Annotated in this window: 16 protein-coding genes; 4 read left to right on the forward strand and 12 right to left on the reverse strand. The window is 72.0% G+C overall.

Going from position 1 to position 19,700, the window contains the following annotated elements; all coding sequences use genetic code 11:
• Window positions 1-28 precede the first annotated feature (28 nt).
• Window positions 29-1,189, forward strand: coding sequence for a serine hydrolase domain-containing protein (locus tag ACIQJT_RS36540; RefSeq protein ID WP_402650022.1), 1,161 nt, complete (start codon window positions 29-31; stop codon window positions 1,187-1,189).
• A 3-nt stretch (window positions 1,190-1,192) separates the two neighbouring features.
• On the opposite strand, the gene ACIQJT_RS36545 is transcribed toward ACIQJT_RS36540, so the two are convergent.
• The 6 genes from ACIQJT_RS36545 to ACIQJT_RS36570 form a co-directional block, all read right to left on the reverse strand.
• The gene (locus ACIQJT_RS36545; RefSeq protein ID WP_365451920.1) at window positions 1,193-1,468 is read right to left on the reverse strand and encodes a DUF1876 domain-containing protein; all 276 of its coding nucleotides are present in this window, start codon (window positions 1,466-1,468) and stop codon (window positions 1,193-1,195) included.
• A 66-nt stretch (window positions 1,469-1,534) separates the two neighbouring features.
• On the reverse strand, window positions 1,535-4,270 hold the full coding sequence (locus ACIQJT_RS36550) for an alkaline phosphatase family protein (RefSeq protein ID WP_402650004.1): 2,736 nt from the start codon (window positions 4,268-4,270) through the stop codon (window positions 1,535-1,537).
• Window positions 4,271-4,274: 4 nt separating this feature from the next.
• On the reverse strand, window positions 4,275-5,633 hold the full coding sequence (locus ACIQJT_RS36555; protein ID WP_402650005.1) for an ABC transporter permease: 1,359 nt from the start codon (window positions 5,631-5,633) through the stop codon (window positions 4,275-4,277).
• The gene (locus tag ACIQJT_RS36560) at window positions 5,630-6,571 is read right to left on the reverse strand and encodes an ABC transporter ATP-binding protein (RefSeq protein ID WP_402650006.1); all 942 of its coding nucleotides are present in this window, start codon (window positions 6,569-6,571) and stop codon (window positions 5,630-5,632) included. The genes ACIQJT_RS36555 and ACIQJT_RS36560 overlap by 4 nt, the downstream gene beginning before the upstream one ends.
• A 177-nt stretch (window positions 6,572-6,748) precedes the next feature.
• The gene (locus ACIQJT_RS36565; RefSeq protein WP_402650007.1) at window positions 6,749-7,594 is read right to left on the reverse strand and encodes an EamA family transporter; all 846 of its coding nucleotides are present in this window, start codon (window positions 7,592-7,594) and stop codon (window positions 6,749-6,751) included.
• Window positions 7,591-8,085: a YbaK/EbsC family protein gene (locus ACIQJT_RS36570; RefSeq protein WP_402650008.1), complete on the reverse strand. Its 495-nt coding sequence runs from the start codon at window positions 8,083-8,085 to the stop codon at window positions 7,591-7,593. The genes ACIQJT_RS36565 and ACIQJT_RS36570 overlap by 4 nt, the downstream gene beginning before the upstream one ends.
• An 84-nt stretch (window positions 8,086-8,169) precedes the next feature.
• Between ACIQJT_RS36570 and ACIQJT_RS36575 the strand changes: the two genes are divergently transcribed.
• Window positions 8,170-8,799 carry a GNAT family N-acetyltransferase gene (locus tag ACIQJT_RS36575; protein ID WP_402650009.1) on the forward strand — a complete coding sequence of 210 codons (630 nt, stop codon included), beginning with the start codon at window positions 8,170-8,172 and terminating at the stop codon, window positions 8,797-8,799.
• A 42-nt stretch (window positions 8,800-8,841) separates the two neighbouring features.
• On the opposite strand, the gene ACIQJT_RS36580 is transcribed toward ACIQJT_RS36575, so the two are convergent.
• Window positions 8,842-11,037 (reverse strand): MMPL family transporter, encoded by a 2,196-nt coding sequence (locus ACIQJT_RS36580; protein ID WP_402650010.1) that lies wholly within the window; start codon window positions 11,035-11,037, stop codon window positions 8,842-8,844.
• Window positions 11,038-11,142: 105 nt separating this feature from the next.
• Window positions 11,143-11,748: a TetR/AcrR family transcriptional regulator gene (locus tag ACIQJT_RS36585; protein ID WP_365451936.1), complete on the reverse strand. Its 606-nt coding sequence runs from the start codon at window positions 11,746-11,748 to the stop codon at window positions 11,143-11,145.
• A 184-nt stretch (window positions 11,749-11,932) separates the two neighbouring features.
• On the opposite strand from ACIQJT_RS36585, the gene ACIQJT_RS36590 reads away from it, so the two are divergent.
• Window positions 11,933-15,178 carry a S41 family peptidase gene (locus ACIQJT_RS36590; RefSeq protein ID WP_402650011.1) on the forward strand — a complete coding sequence of 1,082 codons (3,246 nt, stop codon included), beginning with the start codon at window positions 11,933-11,935 and terminating at the stop codon, window positions 15,176-15,178.
• 67 nt (window positions 15,179-15,245) lie between these two features.
• On the opposite strand, the gene ACIQJT_RS36595 is transcribed toward ACIQJT_RS36590, so the two are convergent.
• The 4 genes from ACIQJT_RS36595 to ACIQJT_RS36610 form a co-directional block, all read right to left on the reverse strand.
• Window positions 15,246-15,437, reverse strand: a complete 192-nt coding sequence (locus ACIQJT_RS36595) for a hypothetical protein (RefSeq protein WP_053852473.1) — start codon at window positions 15,435-15,437, stop codon at window positions 15,246-15,248.
• Window positions 15,438-15,525: 88 nt separating this feature from the next.
• Window positions 15,526-16,410, reverse strand: a complete 885-nt coding sequence (locus ACIQJT_RS36600; protein ID WP_365451942.1) for an SDR family oxidoreductase — start codon at window positions 16,408-16,410, stop codon at window positions 15,526-15,528.
• Window positions 16,407-17,324, reverse strand: a complete 918-nt coding sequence (locus ACIQJT_RS36605; RefSeq protein WP_365451944.1) for an alpha/beta hydrolase — start codon at window positions 17,322-17,324, stop codon at window positions 16,407-16,409. The genes ACIQJT_RS36600 and ACIQJT_RS36605 overlap by 4 nt, the downstream gene beginning before the upstream one ends.
• Entirely contained in the window at window positions 17,321-18,844 is a 1,524-nt protein-coding gene (locus tag ACIQJT_RS36610) for an NAD(P)/FAD-dependent oxidoreductase (protein ID WP_365451946.1), read from the reverse strand. The genes ACIQJT_RS36605 and ACIQJT_RS36610 overlap by 4 nt, the downstream gene beginning before the upstream one ends.
• Before the next feature lie 126 nt (window positions 18,845-18,970).
• On the opposite strand from ACIQJT_RS36610, the gene ACIQJT_RS36615 reads away from it, so the two are divergent.
• On the forward strand, window positions 18,971-19,612 hold the full coding sequence (locus ACIQJT_RS36615) for a MerR family transcriptional regulator (RefSeq protein WP_365451948.1): 642 nt from the start codon (window positions 18,971-18,973) through the stop codon (window positions 19,610-19,612).
• Window positions 19,613-19,700 lie beyond the last annotated feature (88 nt).

Below are 19,700 nucleotides of genomic sequence, written 5' to 3' on the forward strand. Positions count from 1 at the left end.
CCCCGGGCGGCAGCAGGAGGAGTACGGCGTGGACGTGAACGGCACAGTCGCCGAGGGCTTCGAGCCGGTCAGGGACGTGTTCGCGCGGAACTTCGAGGCCCTGGGGGACCGGGGCGCCGCCGTCGCCGTGTACCGGGACGGGCGCAAGGTCGTCGACCTGTGGGCCGGCACCAAAGACGTCGACGGCACCGAGCCCTGGGGACACGGCACCGCGCAGGTGGTGCGCTCGGCGACCAAGGGCGTCGCCGCCGCCGTACCCCTGATGCTGCACCAGCGCGGGGAGCTGGACCTGGACGCGCCGGTGGCCGAGTACTGGCCCGAGTTCAAGGCGCGCGGCAAGGAGCAGGTGCGGGTCCGGCAGGTGCTGAACCACCGGGCCGGACTGCCGGTGCTGGACCGCCCGCTCACCCCCGAGGAGGCCCTGGACCCGCTGAAGGGTCCCGAGGCGGTCGCCGCGCAGGCACCCGTGTGGGAGCCCGGCACGGACCACGGGTACCACGCGCTGACGTACGGCTGGATGCTGGACGGGCTGGTGCGCCGCGTGACCGGGCTCGGCGCCGGCGAGTGGATCGCACGGGAGATCGCCGGACCGCTGGGGGCGGAGTTCTGGCTGGGGCTGCCCGAGCGGGAGGAGGCGGCCGGGCGGACGGGACGGGTCGGACGCGTCGAGGGGCCGGAGCCCGCCGGCGGCCTGCGCGCCCGCCCCAAGCGGTCCGTGACCGAGGCCTTCCAGGACCCCGACTCCCTGACCCGTCGCGCCTTCGCCGCGATCACCCCCTTCCCCGATCAGAACGCGCCGGCGTACCGGGCGAGCGCCCTGCCGGCGACCAACGGGATCGCGACGGCCGACGGGCTGGCACGCGTCTACGCGGCGATGATCGGCGAGGTCGACGGCGTACGGCTCTTCGACCCGGCCACCGTGGAACTCGCCCGCGGCGAGGAGTCGGCCGGCCCGGACCGGGTGCTCGTGGTGAACACCCGGTTCGGGCTCGGCTACATGCTGCACGGCAGCGCCTCGCCGTTCCTCGGCGCGGGCTCCTTCGGGCACCCCGGCCGCGGCGGCTCCCTCGGCTTCGCCGACCCGGAGACGGGCATCGCCCTCGGCTATGTCACCAACGGCTTCCGCAAGACGGTCACGGCGGACCCTCGGGCGCAGGCGCTGGTCAGGGCGGTGCGGGCGGCCCTGTGACGCCTACACGTTGATCGAGTGGGACGTCCGCCCGGACACCTCGTCGATCTCGTCGTGCGCCTTGGTCAGCAGCTGCATCGCGAGTTCGTTCAGCGCCCGTGCCCCCGCCACCTCCTCACCGACCCGCGGCTGGTTCGGGTCGCTGCGATGGCGGCTGGCGTGTCCGTGCGCCCGTATCTCGGTCCCGTCGGGCAGCCGGACCATTGCGGCCGCCTCCGTGTGCCGTTCGTCCTCCCGGAACTCCAGCTCGACGTGCCATCCCACAGCGGTGTGCGTCATGACGGTCACCTCCGGAAACCTCTGCTTCCAGAGTGCTCCTTCCGGCACCCCGATGCACGGGCCGGCTCAGCCGTCGGACTCCGCCGAGGGGAGGTAGGCACCCGGCACGTCGTTCGGCGCGAAGACCTTCCGGTCGCCGGGGTAGGGCTTGGTCCAGTCGTGCGTCTGGTACCACGTGTAGCGGTTCATCTGCTCGGCGTTGGCGTAGTCCGGCACGGCGTGCGGGCCGGTCAGGCGCTGGTGCGAGGCCCAGGTCCGCCACTGCGCCGCGAGCCCCTGCTGCGCCCTGGGCACCGCGGCGGAGGTCGGCGCGGGCGCCGCGTCGGTGTCCTGGGCGGCCGGGGTGTCGGCGCCGCAGGAGGGGGCGGGGCTCACGCCGAGGGTGAGCGAGGTGCGGTTGGGGACCGCGGTGAACGGGGTGCTGTCCGCCTTCTTCGTGAACGCCCCGTACATCGGGGTGGCCGCGCTGTCCTTCTGGTTCATCGGGTGGATCCCGAGGATCTGCTCGATGGTCCGGATCATCGTGATCTGCGTGTAGTAGTGGCTGTCGACGGTGCCGTGCTGGGCGTAGGGGCTGATGACCTGGACCGGGGCGCGGTGGCCGTCCACGTGGTCGAGGCCGTTCTGGGAGTCGTCCTCGACGACGAAGATCGCGGAGTCCTTCCAGTACCGGCTGTGGGAGATCTCGTCGACCATCCGGCCCACCGCGAGGTCGTTGTCGGCGACCGCGGCGGACGCGTTGGCGGGGCCGCCGGTGTGGTCGTTGGAGAACCAGAACATGTTCAGGTTCGCGGGGCCGTTCTTCTCGAAGTCCTGCTTCCAGACCTGCTCCTTGTAGACGTCGGGGACGTCGAGGTCGAACATCGGGAAGCCCTGCACGGAGACCTCGTTGAGCAAGGGGATCGCCGAGCCGGTCCTGATGGGGTACTGGGTCCGCGCCCCGGTCGCCGCCATGGTCCTTGCGTCGCAGTACAGGTTCTGCCAGGTGGCGCCGGCCGGCTTGGACTCGGTGGACTGGAACTCGCCGAAGTCCTTGACCGACCTGCCGGCGGCCTGTGCGCCGGTCCAGATGAACCCGGACTTCTGGTGGCCCAGGACGTCGTTCTCGGTGTCGTAGCTGCGGGTGTACTCACCGGCGGAGGACTCGGTGTACTCCGGGTTGTCCGACTGCATCAGCCAGTTGTGGCCCTCGGCGGAGTTGGTGCCGATGTCGTAGAAGTTGTCGTAGAGGCCGAACTGCTGGGCCAGCGCGTGCTGGTTGGGCGTGACGTTGGTGCCGAAGGTGGTGAGCGCGGGGTCGCCGTCGCCCTGCGGGAGGTCGCCGAGGACCTGGTCGTAGGTGCGGTTCTCCTTGACGAGCAGGAAGACGTGCTTGATCGTCGAGGGGTCACCGAGGCGGGTGGGGACCGGCACCGGCCTGGCGTGGCTCGTGCCCTTGGCGGTGGTGACCGAGCCGGGTGTCCAGCCGTTCTGCCGGAAGACCTCGGCCGTCCGGGACCTGATCACGCGGTCGCTCGGCAGCGTGAACTCGGTCAGGCTCGACGTGGTGTCGTGGGTGCCGTGTCCGGAGGCGGTGGTGGGGCGGCGGGCGTCGATGCCCCGGGTGTTGGAGACGACGACCTTCCGGCCGACGGTGGTGATCTCGGCGGGGAAGTAGTCGGTCGGGAGCAGGCCGACGTAACTCGCCGGGTCCTGCGCGGACTTGTAGCGGTACACGGCCACGGCGTTCGCGCGGCCCAGCGTCACCAGCAGGTGGCCGTCGTCGGTGAGGGTGACCGCGTCGGGCTCGTAGCCGACCTTCGCCTCGGGCCAGGGCTGGGTGGCGATGGTCTGGACGACCTCGTCCTTGCGGGTGTCGATGACCGAGACGGTGTTGTCGGCGGTGTCGGTGACGAACACCGTGCCCTTGCTCGCGTACACGGCCGTCGGGTGCAGACCCACGTCGACGGTCCGGACGGCCGTGTCCGCGCGGGTGTCGATGACGCTGACCGTGCCGGTGGTGGTGGCACCGGTGTCGGGGTTCGCGGGCACCTGGGTGCCGTAGGAGTTCATCGTGGTCTCGCCGGGCCTGGCCGGGCGGCCGCCCTCGTTGCTGACGTACAGCTTGCCGTCGACCAGAGCCACTCCGCGCGGGGCGATGCCGACGGCCCAGCTCCGCCGGAGGGCGCCGGTGGTGGCGTCGAGGGCGACGACCCGGTTCTGGCCGTTGACCGCGGCGTACACGGTGGAGCCGTCGGCCGAGAACACCGCGGCGCCGACGAGGGCCTGCTGGGTGCCGACGGCCGGGACGGGGACGGCCGTCGGGTCGGCGAGGGTGCCGTCCGCCCGGACGGTGAACCGGGTGTAGCCACCGGCCTGCCCCAGCCAGAGCTGCTTGCCGTCGGGCGAGTAGGCGGGGCCCTCCTGGCCGACGGCGGCGCTGCTGATGCGCAGGTCGTCCGCCGCGTTGGCGCCGATCTTCTGCTTCACCTGCCCGGTCGCCAAGTCCATGATCACCAGTGCGGCGTCGCCGTCGGTGACCGCGGCCGCGAGGTGGGTGCCGTCCGGGCTCACCGTGGACGACATGATCTTGCCGTCATCGATGACGGTCCGGCTGCCGTACGGCTTGAGGAACTGGTCGCTGGAGATGACCTCGCCCCTGGCGGTGTTCTCCGCGACCCGCCGGGTGCCGAACTGGTGGGTGGCGGCGACCGCGGTGCCGGTGACGCCGAGGGCGACGGCGATACCGACCGTCACCAGCGTGGCCCGGCGGCTGAGTCGCGTGGCTCTCGCGGCGCCGCAGCGCTGCCGAGTTACCTGCATGGGACTATCCCTTCGAAGTGGTGTCCAGCAGCTCGACGTTGCCGTCGAACTGCCACAGCGGGTTGGGGGCGTCCCCGGTGGGGGTCCGCACCAGGAAGTAGCCGTTCACTTCCTTCGGGCCGTCGCCGTCGGCGACGAACCGCCCGTCCGATCCGACGTCGAGCTGGTACACGGCCGTCCCGGTCACCGGTACGCCGGGCAGGTGCCAGGTCACGACGCACCGCCAGTCGTTGCCCGCCCCCTGCTGGGCGGCCCGGCCGTCGCTCTTGGTGCACGCGGCCGAGGCCCTGAGCTGCGCCTCGGTGACGGCGGGGCGGTGCAGTTGCCCGGTCTGCACGCGGTAGAGGTGGGCGAAGGCCGTGGCGAGGGACCGCTGGACCTTGGTCTGGGTGATGCCCGTCGAGTCGGTCGTGACGGTGATCAGCGCGATGCTGAGAGCGGTCAGTCCGGCCAGCGGCAGCACGCCCACGGTGAACGCGCGGCGCCCGCCCCCGTCGTGTGCGAGCTGGGTGAAGTCCCGTCGGAGGAAGAGGACTTGAGCGAGTGCGGTGGCGAGCACGGCCCACGCCAGGCTGACCGCGACGCCGGTCAGGAGCGGGGCGAGCTGGACCGGGTCGGTGAACAGGCCGTTCCAGGAGACGAAGGCGTAACCGGGCAGGGCGAGGCGTACGGCCACGGGCAGCGGCAGCATCTGGGCGATCTGCATGCCGAGCGCGACGAGCGCCGGCAGCAGCAGCCCCGTCGGTGACCGGCCGAGGGCCACCGACCCGAGCAGGCCGATCGCGGCGAGGGCCAGGGTGGGCGCGAGGGCCGCGACCCAGGCCAGCAGGACCCGCACGGCGGCGTCGGACGGGGCCAGCGGATGGCCGTCGAGGCCGACGAGCGGGTGGTTGCCGACGGACGCGAGGCCGCCGACCGTCGCGGAACAGGCCAGGCCGGCCACGAGCAGCAGGATCACGGTGACACTGGCCAGCACCTTCGCCGCGAAGATCCGCCGCGGTGAGCGGACCGCGACCAGCAGGTGCCGCCAGGTGCCGAGCCGGTCCTCGACGGCGAACACGTCACCGGCGACCATCGAGGTCAGCAGCGGCAGCGCCCAGGTGCCCGCGAAACCGAGGATCACCAGCGGTCCGGCCCAGCCGGTGGCGTGCATCCAGCGGCCGAAGAGGGTGTCGGAGGGCAGCGTGCTCTGCTGCGCCACCCCGGCGACGAAGAGCCCCGGCGCGATCCAGCAGGCGAGGACGAGGAGGCGCACGCGCCACTGGGCGACGAGCTTGACGAGTTCGAAGCGGTAGCCGCGCGAGAGGGGGACCGGGCGCGCGGGGGCGGGGGCCGCGGTGACGGTGTCGGTGGTGGTCGTCATCGGCTCGTGCCCCCGTCCTCGGTCAGGGCCAGGAACGCGGCCTCCAGGGGCGAGACCACGGGGGCGAGTTCACGCACCGCGACACCCGCCGTCACGAGCCGCACCACCAGGTCGTCGAGGGCGGGGACCGGCGCGCGCACGACGAGCGGTCCGGTGTCCTGCGGTGGGCCGCCGTCGTCGACGACCCGGACCCCGTCCGTGCCGTCGGCCAGCCGCCGCGCGGCCTGCGGGTCGGACGTCCGTACCCGGTAGTCGAGTTCACGGCTCTCGGCGGCCAGCTTGCCGAGCGGCCCGGAGAACACGACCCGTCCCACGGCGAGGATGGTGACCTCGGAGCACATCGCCTCCAGGTCGTCCATCCGGTGGCTGGAGACCACGACGCTCGTGCCGTCCGCGGCGAGCCGGTTCAGCACGCCGTGCACATGCCGCTTCCCGGCCGGATCGAGGCCGTTGGACGGTTCGTCGAGGACCAGCAGGCGCGGCCGGGTCAGCAACGCGGCGGCGAGCCCGAGCCGCTGGCGCATGCCGAGGGAGAAACCGCGCGCCTTGTCGTCGGCGACGTCGGTGAGCCCGACCTGGTCGAGCACGTCGTCGACGTCGGCGGTACGCGCGTCCCGGCCGCGGAGTCCGGCCAGCGCGGCCAGGTTCTGCCGGGCGGTGAGCGAGGGGTACAGGCCGGGCCCGTCCACGAACCCGGCGACCCCGTCGGGAGCGGTGAAGGCCCGCCCGACCGGCGTCCCCAGGACCTCCAGGCGGCCCGCGTCGGCGACGGCGAGACCCAGCAACAGCCCGAGCAGGGTGGTCTTCCCGGCCCCGTTCGGGCCGACCAGGCCGTGGATCCGACCGTGCGTCACATCGAGGTCGACGCCGTCGAGCGCCACGACGTCACCGAAGCACTTGGTGATCCCGCGGGCCCGGACTGCGTGGAGTGTGTCCATGGGTCCCCTTCTTCCGAAGTCCGCAGGGACCCTAGGGACGACACACACCCCCGCCACGGACGGCCGGCTGAACGCCCGTGGAACGAACCGTCAAGGCATGGGCAAGAACGGCAATCGGAGAACCGGCGTTGGGCAGCACTTGGGGAGCGCTTGGGAGAACTCCCCGGAAGGGGCCCGCTAACCGGTGTGCAGCATCAGCCCGATGCCCACCACGAGCAGCCCGGCCGCCGCGATCCTCGGCGCCCCGAACCGCTCCTTGAAGAACACCGCGCCGATGGCCGCGCCCACGATGATCGAGGACTCCCGCAGCGCGGCGACCGGCGCGAGCTCCGCCCTGGTCTGGGCCCACAGGACGAGCCCGTACGCGGCCACGGACAGGGCGGCCCCGAGGAGCCCCAGACCGGCGAACGGCCGCAGGGCGGCGGCGAATCCACCGCGCCACCGGTAGAGGGTGTACGCCGGGATCACCACGCCCTGCACCGCCATCAGCCAGGCGATGTACCCGACGGGGGAGCCGGAGGCGCGCACTCCGAGCCCGTCGACGACGGTGTACACGGCGATGGCCAGTCCGGTCGCCAGCGCCGCCCCGATCGCCGCCCAGTCGGGGCGCCGGCCGCGCAGGCCCCACAGGGCGACCCCGGTGAGTCCCGCGCAGGACAGGGCGATTCCGGCGGCCGCCCATCCGTCGGGCACCTCGTGCGCGAACAGGGCGGCGAGCACGGTCACCACGAGGGGCGCGGTGCCGCGCGCGATCGGATAGGCCTGCCCGAAGTCCCCGAGCCGGAAGGACTTCATCAGCAGGGCGTAGTAGGCGATGTGGACGGCGGACGAGGCGAGCAGGTACGGCCAGGCCCCGGCCGCCGGGGCCGCGGTGAACGGGATCATCGCCAGCCCGATGAGCACTCCGCCGCCGGAGATCAGCGTGAACGCGACCAGTTTGTCGGTGATCCGGTGCGCGATGGCGTTCCAACTGGCGTGCGTGACGGCGGCGAGCAGGACGGCCGCCGTGACGAGCGGGGTCACGCCCGGCGCTCGCGGACGTCCACGAGGGTGGCGCCCGCGTGGGCCACCAGGTCCTTGGGCGCGATGGGGAACACGGCGTGCGGATCGCCGGCCGCGGCCCAGACCAGGTCGTGGTCGAGCAGCGACCGGTCGGCCAGCACCCGGGTCCGGGTCCGGTGCCCGAAGGGCGGCACGCCCCCGATGGCGTAGCCGGTGGTCTCCCGTACGACGTCGGCCCTGGCCCGGGTCACCTGGTCGACGCCGAGTTCACGCCGGACGAGTTCGACGTCGACCCGGGAGGAGCCGTCCATCAGCACCAGTACCGGCACCCCGTCCGCCGCGAAGATCAGGGACTTGCAGATCTGGCTCAGCTCGCAGCCGACGGCTGCGGCCGCCTCGGCGGCGGTGCGGGTGGCGTCCGGGAACCGGCGGATCTTCTCGTTCAGTTCGTCGAGTCCCAGCTCCCGCAGGGCCTCGGCGAAACGGGGGTGGGCGGCGTCGGCGGTCGTCATGCCCGCCACGCTAGCGGTGGGTGTACGGGCCACGCGAGCGGGTTTGCGGGGCCGTTCCCCCCTCCCGTGGGGCAGGATGCTGCGATGACCTCGACTCCCGTGATACGCCCCTACGACCCCCGGGACCGTGCCGCCCTCGACGAGATCTGCGTCCGCACCGCACACGAGGGCGGGGACAGCCGGCCGTACTACACCGACCCCGGTGTCTTCCCCGCGGCCTTCGCGGCGCCGTACGCCCATCTAGAACCGGAACTCGCCTTCGTCCTGGACGACGGGACGGGAGCGGCCATCGGCTATGTCGTGGGGACCGCCGACACGCCCCGGTTCGTCGCGGAGTACCGCGAGCGGTGGCTGCCGCTCGTGGCCGACCGCTATCCGGAGCCCAGCGGCCCGCCGCGCACCCCGGACGAGGAGATCGTCGCGCTGCTGCACCGCCCGGAGCGGATGGTGGTGCCCGAAGTCGCCGACTACCCGGCCCACTTGCACATCGACCTGCTGCCGGCGTGGCAGGGGCGCGGGTACGGGCGGGCGCTCATGACGACCCTGTTCCGCGCGCTGCACGAGCGGGGCGTGGCCGCCGTACACCTGTGCATGGTGACCGCCAACAGGCCCGCCCGTGCCTTCTACGACCGTCTCGGCTTCCACGCGATCGCCGTACCGGATGCCGGGCCGGTCACGTATCTCGGCCGGTCCACGGCAACGGAGAGCCGGTGAGGGGAGCCCCCTCACCGGCTCGTCCCGCTCTTCGGCCGGGTGTCAGACGCGGACCAGCTCCCGGTCCTCGTCGGGATCCGTGTCCTTGTCGGCCCGCGTGCGCAGTCCCTCGCCCTCGACGTCGACGTCGGGCAGCGCGCGGTCCAGCCACTTCGGCAGCCACCAGGCGCGGCGGCCGAGCAGGGCCAGGACCGCGGGGACGATCGCCATGCGGACGACGAACGCGTCGAAGAAGACGGCGATCGCGAGACCGAAGCCGATCATCTTGATCATCGACTCGCCGGAGCTGATGAAGCCTCCGAAGACGGCCATCATGATGACGGCGGCGGCGACCACGACCCGGGCGCTGTGCTTGAACCCGGTCACGACGGCCTGGCTCGGGGACTCGCCGTGGACGTACGCCTCGCGCATGCGGGTCACGAGGAAGACCTCGTAGTCCATCGCAAGACCGAAGACCACGCCGACCATGAAGATCGGCATCATCGACATGATCGGTCCGGTCTCCTCGACGCCGAGCACTCCGCCGAGCCAGCCCCACTGGAAGACCGCGACGACGGCTCCGAGCGCGGCGAGCACCGACAGCAGGAAGCCGAGGGCCGCCTTCAGCGGGACGAGGATCGAGCGGAACACCACGATCAGCAGGAGGAAGGCGAGACCGACCACCAGGGCCAGGTACGGGACGAGGGCGTCCGCGAGCTTCTGCGAGAAGTCGATGTTCATCGCGGTGGAGCCGGTGACCAGGACGTCCGCGTCGGCCTTGGAGGCGACGTCGTCCCGGATGGCGTGCACCAGGTCCTCGGTCTGCGTCGAGGACGGCTTGGAGGCCGGGATGACGGTGACGGTCGCGGTGTCGCCGGCCTTGTTGAAGGTCGCCGGGGTGACCGTGACGACGTCCTCGAGGTCCTTGATGCCGTCGGTGACCGTGGCGGCCGCGGCCTTCGGGTCGGCGCTGTCCTTGGCGTCGACCACGATCATCAGGGGCCCGTTGAAGCCGGGACCGAAGCCCTCCGAGAGCAGGTCGTAGGCGCGGCGCTGGGTCGTGGACGTCGACTGCGAACCGTCGTCGGGCAGGCCCAGTTCCAACTGGCTGACCGGCAGCGCGACGGCGCCGAGCCCGAGCACGCCGAGCAGCAGCACGGCGGCGGGGCGGCGGATCACGAAGCTCGCCCAGCGGGTGCCGAGGTTGGGCTTCACCGCCTTGCCGGGGGAGGTCCCGCGCTTCTGGCCCGCCGGGCGGATCCTGCGGCCCGCGTACCCGAGCAGCGCCGGGATCATGGTGAGCGCGATGAGGACGGCGATCACCACGGTGCCGGCCGCGGCGAGACCCATCTTGGTCAGCATCGGCACGTTGACGACCGAGAGACCGGCGAGCGCGATCACGACGGTGAGGCCCGCGAAGACCACCGCGGAACCCGCGGTGCCGGTGGCCCGGCCCACCGCCTCCTCGCGGTCGCGGCCCTCGGCCAGCTCGGCGCGGTAGCGGGAGACGATGAACAGCGCGTAGTCGATGCCGACCGCGAGGCCGATCATCCCCGCGAGCGTGGAGGTGGTGTCGCCGAGGTCCAGCGCCTTGGCGAGGACGGCGATGGTGGAGACGCCGATCCCGACGCCGACGACCGCCGTCAGCAGCGGCAGTCCGGCCGCGATCAGCGAGCCCAGGGTGATGACCAGGACGACCGCGGCGAGGGCGAGGCCGACGGCCTCACCGGCGGCGCCCGCTTCGGTCCGGGCCTGGAGCGCGTCACCGCCGACGTCGACGGTCAGCCCGGTGTCGCGGGCGTCGTCGGCGGCCTTCTCCAGGGCCTTGCGGGTCGCGTCCTCGAGCTCCATGGCCGGGGCGTCGTAGCGCACCGACGCGTAGGCGACCGTGCCGTCCCTGCTGACCGCGTTCGTCGTGAACGGGTCGGTGACGGAGACGACCTCGGAGCCGTCGCCGAGTTCCTTGACGGTCTTCGCGACGGTGGCCCTGTGGGCGGCGTCGGTCATCTTCTCGCCCTCGGGCGCCTTGAAGACCATGCGCCCGGTCGCGCCGTCGGCACTGGCCCCGGGGAAACGCTGTTCCAGCAGGTCGAAGGCCTTCTGCGCCTCGGTGCCCGGTATGGAGAAGGAGGTCGATCCGGCGGCGGGCGCGTTGACCGCGCCGAGGCCGGCGAGCGTCAGCAGGGCCACCCACAGGAGGGCGACGAAGTGCCGTCGCCGGAAGGCGAGCCGGCCGAGTCTGTAGAGGAAAGAGGCCACGAGGGCGAACTCCCGGTCAGGTCGTGGGGTCTTCAGGGCAGGGGTGATCAGCCCGACGACGTGAGCGGTTACGTCAGGTGGAGGGCTTGCTGGGGAGACCGGGGATCAGCCGGTCGCGACACCGAGGGCGGGGAGGACCACGGCGTCGATGTACGAAAGCAGGAAGTTCTGGGTCGGCGGCAGCTCGTCGATCATGGTGCGGGCGGCGAACCCGCCGAGCATCATGTGCATCATGAACTCGATCGCCGGGTTGTCGGGGCTTACCTCGCCCCGGTCGATCGCCCGCTGGACCAGCCTGCGGAACTCCGCCATCTCGGGTTCGACGAGATGTTCGCGGAACGCCTTCAGCAGATCCGGGTTGCCGTGGACCGCCATGGCCAGACCCCGCATGAGGGCGGAGTTCTGCTCCATCGTGCAGTCGTCCGAGCGCATGGTGAGCGCGTGCAGGTCGCCCTTGAGCGACCCGGTGTCGATCTCGTCGAGACCGATACCGCCCGGCTTGCTGTGCCGCACCGCCTTCGCGACCAGTTCGGCCTTGCCGCCCCACTGGCGGTAGAGCGTGGCCTTGCTGGAGCGGGTGCGAGCGGCGACCGCGTCCATGGTGAGTGCGTCGTAGCCGACCTCACGGAGCAGTTCGAGCACGGCCTCGTACAGCTCGGCCTCGCGCTCGGGGGTGATGCGGCTGCGACGCGCGGTCGAGACCTCGGTCATGTCACTCACCCTTCCCGCTCCGGTACGTGGAACGACACTGTTTCGTACGACACGAATGTAGCGCATCCGCCAACGAAACGAAACGGTTTCGTTCGTGTGGTGGGTCACCCCGGGCCGGCACAGCTCGGCGGCGACCGGTTTTTCACAAGTTGCTCCGGTCCATCCCCCGGAAAAGCATGAGGAGGTGAGCTATCTGCGCCTACCGCATCTGAGCGGCGACCTGTTGTGCTTCGTGGCCGAGGACGACCTCTGGCTGGCCCCCCTCGACGGCCCGGGCCGCGCCTGGCGTCTGACCGTCGACCGCACCAAGGTCGGCCATCCGCGCTTCTCGCCCGACGGCCGCCACATCGCGTACACGAGCTGGCGCAGTCTCGTGCCCGAGATCCACCTGTGCGAGGTGGACGGCGGACCGGGCCGCCGGCTCACCTACTGGGGCTCCACGGACACCCAGGTCACCGGCTGGACCCCGACGGGCGAGATCCTCGCCGTCGCCTCCCACGGCGAGCCCTTCTCCTACTTCACCTGGGCGTACAAGGTCCCCACCGACGGCTCCCCCGGCCACAAGCTCCCCTGGGGCCCGGTCTCCGACATCCAGGTCGCCGACCGCAGGACCCTCCTGCTCACCGGCACCCCGCCGCACGAACCGGCCGCCTGGAAGCGCTACCGGGGCGGCGCAATGGGCCGCCTCTGGCTGCACGGCGAACGCCTGCTGCCCGACCTCGGCGGCCACCTCCACTCCCCCATGTTCGTCGGCGACCGGATCGCCTTCCTCTCCGACCACGAGGGCGTCGGCAACCTGTACTCCTGCGCCCCCGACGGCTCCGGCCTGCGCCGCCACACCGACCACGACGCCTTCTACGCCCGGCACGCCGCCAGCGACGGCACCCGCGTGGTGTACCAGTGCGGCGGCGACCTGTGGATCGTCGACGACCTCACCTCCGAGCCCCGCAGGCTCGACGTACGGCTGAGCGGGCCACGGGCCGGACGCCGCCCCTACCAGGTGCCAGCCGCCCAGCACGTGGACGGCATCTCGGTCGACGAGACGGGCCGCGCGAGCGCCGTCGTCGTCCGCGGCAGCCTGTACTGGCTGACCCACCGGGACGGCCCGGCCCGCACCCTCACCGACACCCCGGGCGTACGCGTACGGCTCCCGGAGATGCTCGGCTCCGCCGGCCGGGTCGCCTATGTGACGGACGCGGAGGGCGAGGACGCCGTCGAGATCGCCTACCTGCCCCGGGCGACCGGCGACCGCGAGCCCCGCCGGCTGGCCTCCGGTGAACTGGGCCGGGTCCTGGAACTGGTCTCCGACCCGAGGGGCGAGCGGCTGGCCGTCGCCGCGCACGACGGACGCCTGCTGCTCCTGACCGTGCCCGACAGCGCGGCTGACACCGCGGGCACGGAGGACTCCGACGGGGAGGTCACCGAGTTGATCCGCTCCGTCAACGGCCCCGTCCGCGACCTCGCCTTCTCCCCCGACGGCTGCTGGCTGACCTGGTCGCACCCCGGCATCGGCCGCTCCCTGCGCCAGATCAAGATGGCCCGCATCAAGGACCGGCTGGTCGTGGACGTCACCAACGGCCGCTTCGAGGACGAGAACCCCGTCTTCACCCGGGACGGCCGCTACCTCGCCTTCCTCTCCTGGCGGGGCTTCGACCCGGTGTACGACGTCCACACCGGCGACCTGTCCTTCCCGCTGGGCTGCCGCCCCTACCTGGTCCCGCTGTCCTCGGCCACCCCCTCCCCCTTCGCCCTGAACCCGGAGGGCCGCCCGGCCGCCGGCGGCCTGGACCCGGTCGAGGACACCGGCGGCGAGAGCGGCGACGGCGGCGCGGTGACCGTCGAACTCGAGGGGCTGGAGAGCCGGGTGACGCCCTTCCCGGTCCCCGCCTCCAAGTACTCGGCGCTGCACCCGGTCGCGGGCGGCGGTCTGGTCTGGCTGCGCTGGCCGATCTCGGGCGCCCTCGGCGAGACCTTCGTCAACCCGGACGACACCTCCGAGCGCCCCACCCTCGAACACTTCGCCATCAGCAAGGCGAAGAAGTCCGAACTGGTCGAGCACCTGGACTGGTTCGCGGTCAGCGGCGACGGCTCCCGGCTGGTCGTGGTGGACGAGGGCGATCTGCGCGCCACCCCCGCCACCGAGTCCGGCGACAGCGACTCGACCGTCTGGATCGACCTGCGCCGCATCCTCCACGAGGTCGACCCGGCGGCCGAGTGGCGCCAGTCGTACGAGGAGGCGGGCCGGCTGATCCGGTCGTACTTCTGGGACCCGGGGATGTGCGGCATCGACTGGGACGCGGTGCTCGACCAGTACCGCCCGCTGCTCGAACGCGTCGCCTCCCCCGACGAGTTCGCCGACCTGCTGCGCGAGGTCCTCGGCGAACTGGGCACCTCCCACGCCTACGTCACCGCCGCCCGCCGCAACGAGGGCCCCCCGCACTACCAGCGCCGCCAGGGCCTGCTGGGCGCCAACTTCACCCTCAGGGACGGCGGCTGGACGGTCCGGCGGATCCTGCCCGGCGACTCCTCGGACTCCAAGGCCCGCTCCCCGCTGGCCGGCACGGGCATCCGCGAGGGCGCGGTCCTCACCCATGTCGACGGCCGCCCGGTCGACCCGGTCGCGGGCCCGTATCCGCTGCTCGCGGCGGCGGGCGGTACGACGGTGGAGCTGACCTTCACCCCGGCCGACGGCGAGGGCCGGGCCCGCCGGGTCGCAGTGGTCCCGCTGGTCGACGAGCGCCCCCTGCGCTACCAGGACTGGGTCGCCAAACGCCGCGCTGTCGTACGGGAGTTGAGCGGCGGACGCTGCGGCTATCTGCACATCCCCGACATGGGCGGCTCGGGCTGGGCCCAGTTCAACCGGGACCTGCGCATGGAGGTCTCCCGGCCCGCCCTCATCGTCGACGTGCGCGGCAACGCGGGCGGCCACATCAGCGAGCTGGTGGTGGAGAAACTGACCCGCACGATCCTCGGCTGGGACCTGACGAGGAACGCCCAGCCGGTGTCGTACGCCTCCAACGCCCCCCGCGGACCGGTCGTCGCGCTCGCCGACGAGGCGACCTCCTCGGACGGCGACATGATCACGGCGGCCTTCAAACTCCTGCAACTGGGGCCGGTGGTGGGCCAGCGCACCTGGGGCGGAGTGGTCGGCATGACCGGGCGCCACCAGCTCGGCGACGGCACGGTGATCACGGTCCCGATGAACGCGGCCTGGTTCGACGCGTACGGCTGGTCGATCGAGAACCAGGGCGTCACCCCCGACCTGGAGATCCTGCGCACCCCGCTGGACTGGGCGGAGGGCCGGCACGCCCAGCTCGACGACGCGGTGACGCTGGCGCTGAGCCTGCTGGAGACGAACCCGCCGGCCACGCCCCCGGACTACCGGAACGTACCCGACCGGTCGAGGCCCAAGTTGCCGCCGAGAACCTGAGAAGCCGAACGCAGAGCTGCGGGGTGCCCTCCGAAAACCGGAGGGCACCCCGCACTTCAAGCAGTGACTACATGTCGTAGTCGGGGTCCAGCCGCTCCTGCTCCTCGCGACGCAGTCGCTCGGACTCCTCGTCCCGCATGCGCTCGTCCTGCTCGCCGCGGCGACCGCGCTGGGCCTGCTCCCGGCCCTCCTGGGCCTTCTGCTTGGCCTGCTGCTGCCACTGCTCGGTCTTGTCCTGGAACTGGTCCTTCATACCCATGTGGGTTCACTCCCGTGGGGGTGAGGGGAAGAGCCCCTGGCCGGGGCCTCGACCAGATTCACACGGCCGGACAGAGAACGCATTTCGATCAACTACGGTGCGTAGCGCGCGCCTCCTCGTCCGCCGCCCCACCTGCACCGACGAGCCCCACTTTCATGCCTTCCAGCCGCTGCCCGAACCGCCGCATCTCCCGCTGCCCGACGGTCCCGATGAGCCCCGGCAGGTACCCGCGCACCCCCTGCATCCCGCGCAGCCAGCCCTGGCCGTACACATGGCTCGACCGCCGCTGGATCCCGGCCACGATCCGCTCGACGGCCGGCCCCAGCGGATAGGTCTTGTTGGCCGGCCACGGCAGCCGCTGCCTGAGCTCCCGCATGACGTCGTCCTGGTCGGCCCCGCGCACCATGTCGGTGTCGGTCCACGACAGGTAACCGACCCCGACCCGCACGCCCTTGTGCCCGACCTCGGCCCGCAGACTGTGCGCGAACGCCTCCACACCGGACTTGGACGCGCAGTACGCCGTCATCATCGGCGCCGGGGTGACCGCGGCGAGGGAGGCGATCTGGAGCAGATAGCCACGGCTCTCCATCAGCACCGGCAGGAAGGCCCGCGCGGTGACGGCCGACCCGATGAGGTTGACCTCGATCACCCGCCGCCACGCCTCCGGGTCGGAGTCCACGAAGGGCCCACCGGTGGCCACCCCGGCGTTGGCGACCACGATGTCGACCTTCCCGAACCGCTCCTTCACCTCCGCCGCCACCCGGGCCATCGCCTCGTGGTCGGTCACGTCGGCGTACCAGTGGTCGCTGTCGCCGTGCAGCCGCTCGGAGAGCTGCTTGAGCGCGTCCGGTTCGAGGCCGACCAGCGCGACCTTCGCCCCGCGCGCCGACAGCTTGCGGGCGAGCAGTTCGCCCACGCCCCGTGCCGCCCCCGTGACGACCGCGACCTGTCCTTCGAGTCCGACCCTGCTCATGCGCCCTCCTTGACCTGGACGTACGTGGTGACGAGTTCCCGGATCAGCGCGTTGACCGGCTCGGGAGCCTCGATGGGTGTCATGTGGCCGGCACCGGGCAGTTCGGTGACCCCGAGGCACTGCGGCAGCGCGGCGGCCAACCGGTGTGCGTGCACGGGCGGGGTGAGCCGGTCGGCCGTCCCCACCACGACGGCCGTGGGCACGGTGAGCTGCCGTACCCCGTGGTCCAGGTCGAGCAGATCGAGGACCTGCGACCAGGCGTAGCGCACCTTGCGCGGACAGGCGTGCACGATCCGGGCGCAGGCCTCCACCATGTGCGGGGCCGAACCGGGGCCCATCGTCCCGTACTTGAGAATCCTCAGGGCGAGCGGCGTGACCGGCCCGAGCGGCGCCCGCGCCCCGAGGACGTGCCGGGTCAGCCAGGTGCGCAGCCGCCCGGCCCGGATCGGTACGACGGTGGACTGGGCGACCAGCCGCGACGACCCGGTGCTGCACAGCAGGACGGCCGCCGCGTGCCCCCGGAACCCGGCTCGTTCCGCCGCCGCCATCACCGTCATCCCGCCCATGGAGTGACCGACGATCACCGCCTTCTCACCGGGGGCGAGGGTCGCCTCCAGCACGGCTTCGAGGTCGTCGGCGAGCCCCTCCGCACTGCACGACGGGCTCGCCGGACTGCGTCCGTGGCCGCGCTGGTCGTAGGCGACGACCCGGTGGTCCACGGCGAGTTCACGGATCTGCGCGGCCCAGAAGGCGGTCGAGCAGGTCCAGCCGTGGGCGAGCACGACCGGCGGCGCGCCCTCGGGACCGTGCAGCTCCACGTGCAGGCGGGCGCCGTCGGCGGAGAACACGGTGAGCTCGCGCGCCGGGGCGGGCGGGGCGTACGGCCCGGAGACGACATGTGCCGTGCGGCTCATACGGCGGCCTCCGCGCTCTCGCTCTCGACCGCGCCGCGGCCGTCCTTCCCGACGGGCCGCAGCACCTCGTACTCGGCGAGGTCCACCCGCCGGGTCGCCCGCCGGAACTCGGTCGTCGTACCGGGCCAGACCGTGGTGTTGCGGCCGTTCGCGTCCAGGTACCAGCTCGTGCAGCCACCGGTGTTCCACACCGTGCGCTTCATGCGCTCCTGCACCCGGTGGTTCCAGGCCCGCACGGCGGAGGGGCGGGCGTCGAGGGCCACGCGGCCGCCGAGGACGTCCAGCTGCCGTACGTAGTCGGCCAGGTAGTTGAGCTGGGACTCGATCATGAGGATCATCGAGGAGTTCCCGAGCCCCGTGTTGGGCCCGATGATGGTCATCCAGTTGGGGAAACCGGCGGCGGAGGCACCCCGCAGCGCCTCCATCCCGCCCTTCCACGCCTCGGCGAGCGTCCGCCCGTCCGCACCGACGACCCGGTCCGCGATCGGCATGTCGGTGACATGGAAGCCCGTACCGAACACGATCGCGTCGACCTGCGCCTCGGTGCCGTCGGCGGCGACGAGCGTCGACCCCTCGACGCGGCTGAGCCCGCTCGCGACCACGTCCACGTTGGGCTGGGCGAGCGCCGGGTAGTACGTGCTGCTCAGCAGGATCCGCTTGCAGCCGATGCGGTAGTCGGGGGTGAGCTTGGCGCGCAGCGCCGGGTCCTTGATGGCCCGGGCCATGTTCCGCTTGGCCAACTGCTCCACGGCACCCAGTTCGTTGGGGTGCTTGGTGAACGCCTGCACCTGCAACTCCCTGATGCCCCACAGCAGTCCGCGCCGGACCTGGGTGGTGAAGGGGAGCCGCCGGTGCAGCCAGCGCTCGGCGCCGCTGATCGCCCGGTCCATGCGGGGCATCACCCAGGGCGGGGTGCGCTGGAACAGCGTGACGTTCCGCGCCAGCGGCTGGATGGCCGGGACGATCTGGATGGCCGAGGCCCCCGTCCCCACCATGGCGACCCGCTTGCCGCGCAGGTCGTAGTCGTGGTCCCAGCGGGCGGAGTGGAAAACCCTGCCCGGGAAGGACTCCAGCCCCGGGATGTCGGGGATCTTCGGATCGGAGAGCGGCCCGGTGGCGGAGACGACGAGGTCGGCGGAGAGCCTGCCACTGGTGGTCTCGATGTCCCACCGCAGCTTCTCGCCGTCCCAGGTCATCCGCTTGACCTCGGAGTTGAGGCGGATGTGCGGGCGGAGCCGGAAGACGTCCGTCACGTGCTCCAGATAGGCGCGGATGTGCTCCTGCCCCGAGAAGGTGCGGGGCCAGTCGGGGTGGGGTGCGAAGGAGAACGAGTACAGATGGGACGGCACGTCACAGGCGCACCCCGGATAGCTGTTGTCCCGCCACGTACCACCCACACTGTCGGCCCGCTCCAGCACGACGAAGTCGGTGACTCCCTCGCGCCGCAGCCGTACGGCGGCCCCCAGTCCCCCGAACCCGGACCCGACCACCGCCACCCGCACATGCTCGTGTTCGGCCATGCCGATGCCTTCCCTGCCCGACTCTGCCAGTGAACACTGGCGCAATGGGAATGTAGAACAGCTCCGTACCGATGGGTAGGGGTCGGAAGAAGGAAAGTTACCGGCGGTACAACATAGGCTGCGGTCGTGACGGACAAGCGCGAGTACCGCATGGAGGAACTGGCCCGACTGGCCGGCATCACAGTGCGCACCCTGCGCTTCTACCGCGAACGCAAACTCATCCCGCCCCCGCGCCGCGAGGGCCGCATCGCCTGGTACGACGACCACCACCTGGCCCGCCTGCGCACGATCGCCGCCCTCCTGGAGCGCGGCCACACCCTCACCGGCATCGCGGAACTGGCCGAGGCCCTCGACCACGGCCGCGACGTCGCCGACGTCCTGGGCGTCACACCGACGGAGGAAGAACCGGTCCGCCTCACCCCCGAGGAACTGGCGGCCCGCTTCGAGGGCGAGGTCACCGCGGAGAACCTCGCGGCCGCCCTCGACCTCGGCTACCTCGGCACCGACGGCGACGAGATCGTCCACATCAGCCGCCGCCTCCTGGACGTCTCCTCCGAACTGGTCCGCGAGGGCATCCCGCTGGGCGAGGTCCTGGCCGCCGGCGCCCGCGTCCGCGAACACGTGGACGACCTCGCGGAGATGTTCGCCGACCTGGTCCTGCGCCACGCCGCCGAACCCGACCTCCACCGCCTGCGCCCCCTGGCCCGCAGCGTGGTGGAGGCGGAACTCAGCCTGGCGCTGGACCGACGGCTGCGGAAGCGGGACTAGGAACCTGGCGAGTTCACTCGATCGGAGCACTTTGCGATCTGTAGCGGACGAAACCCGGTTCGTACTCCGAGAGTGAGATCGAAAAGGC

Source organism: Streptomyces sp. NPDC091972 (genome assembly GCF_044756385.1).
In the GTDB taxonomy this organism is placed as follows: Bacteria; Actinomycetota; Actinomycetes; order Streptomycetales; family Streptomycetaceae; genus Streptomyces.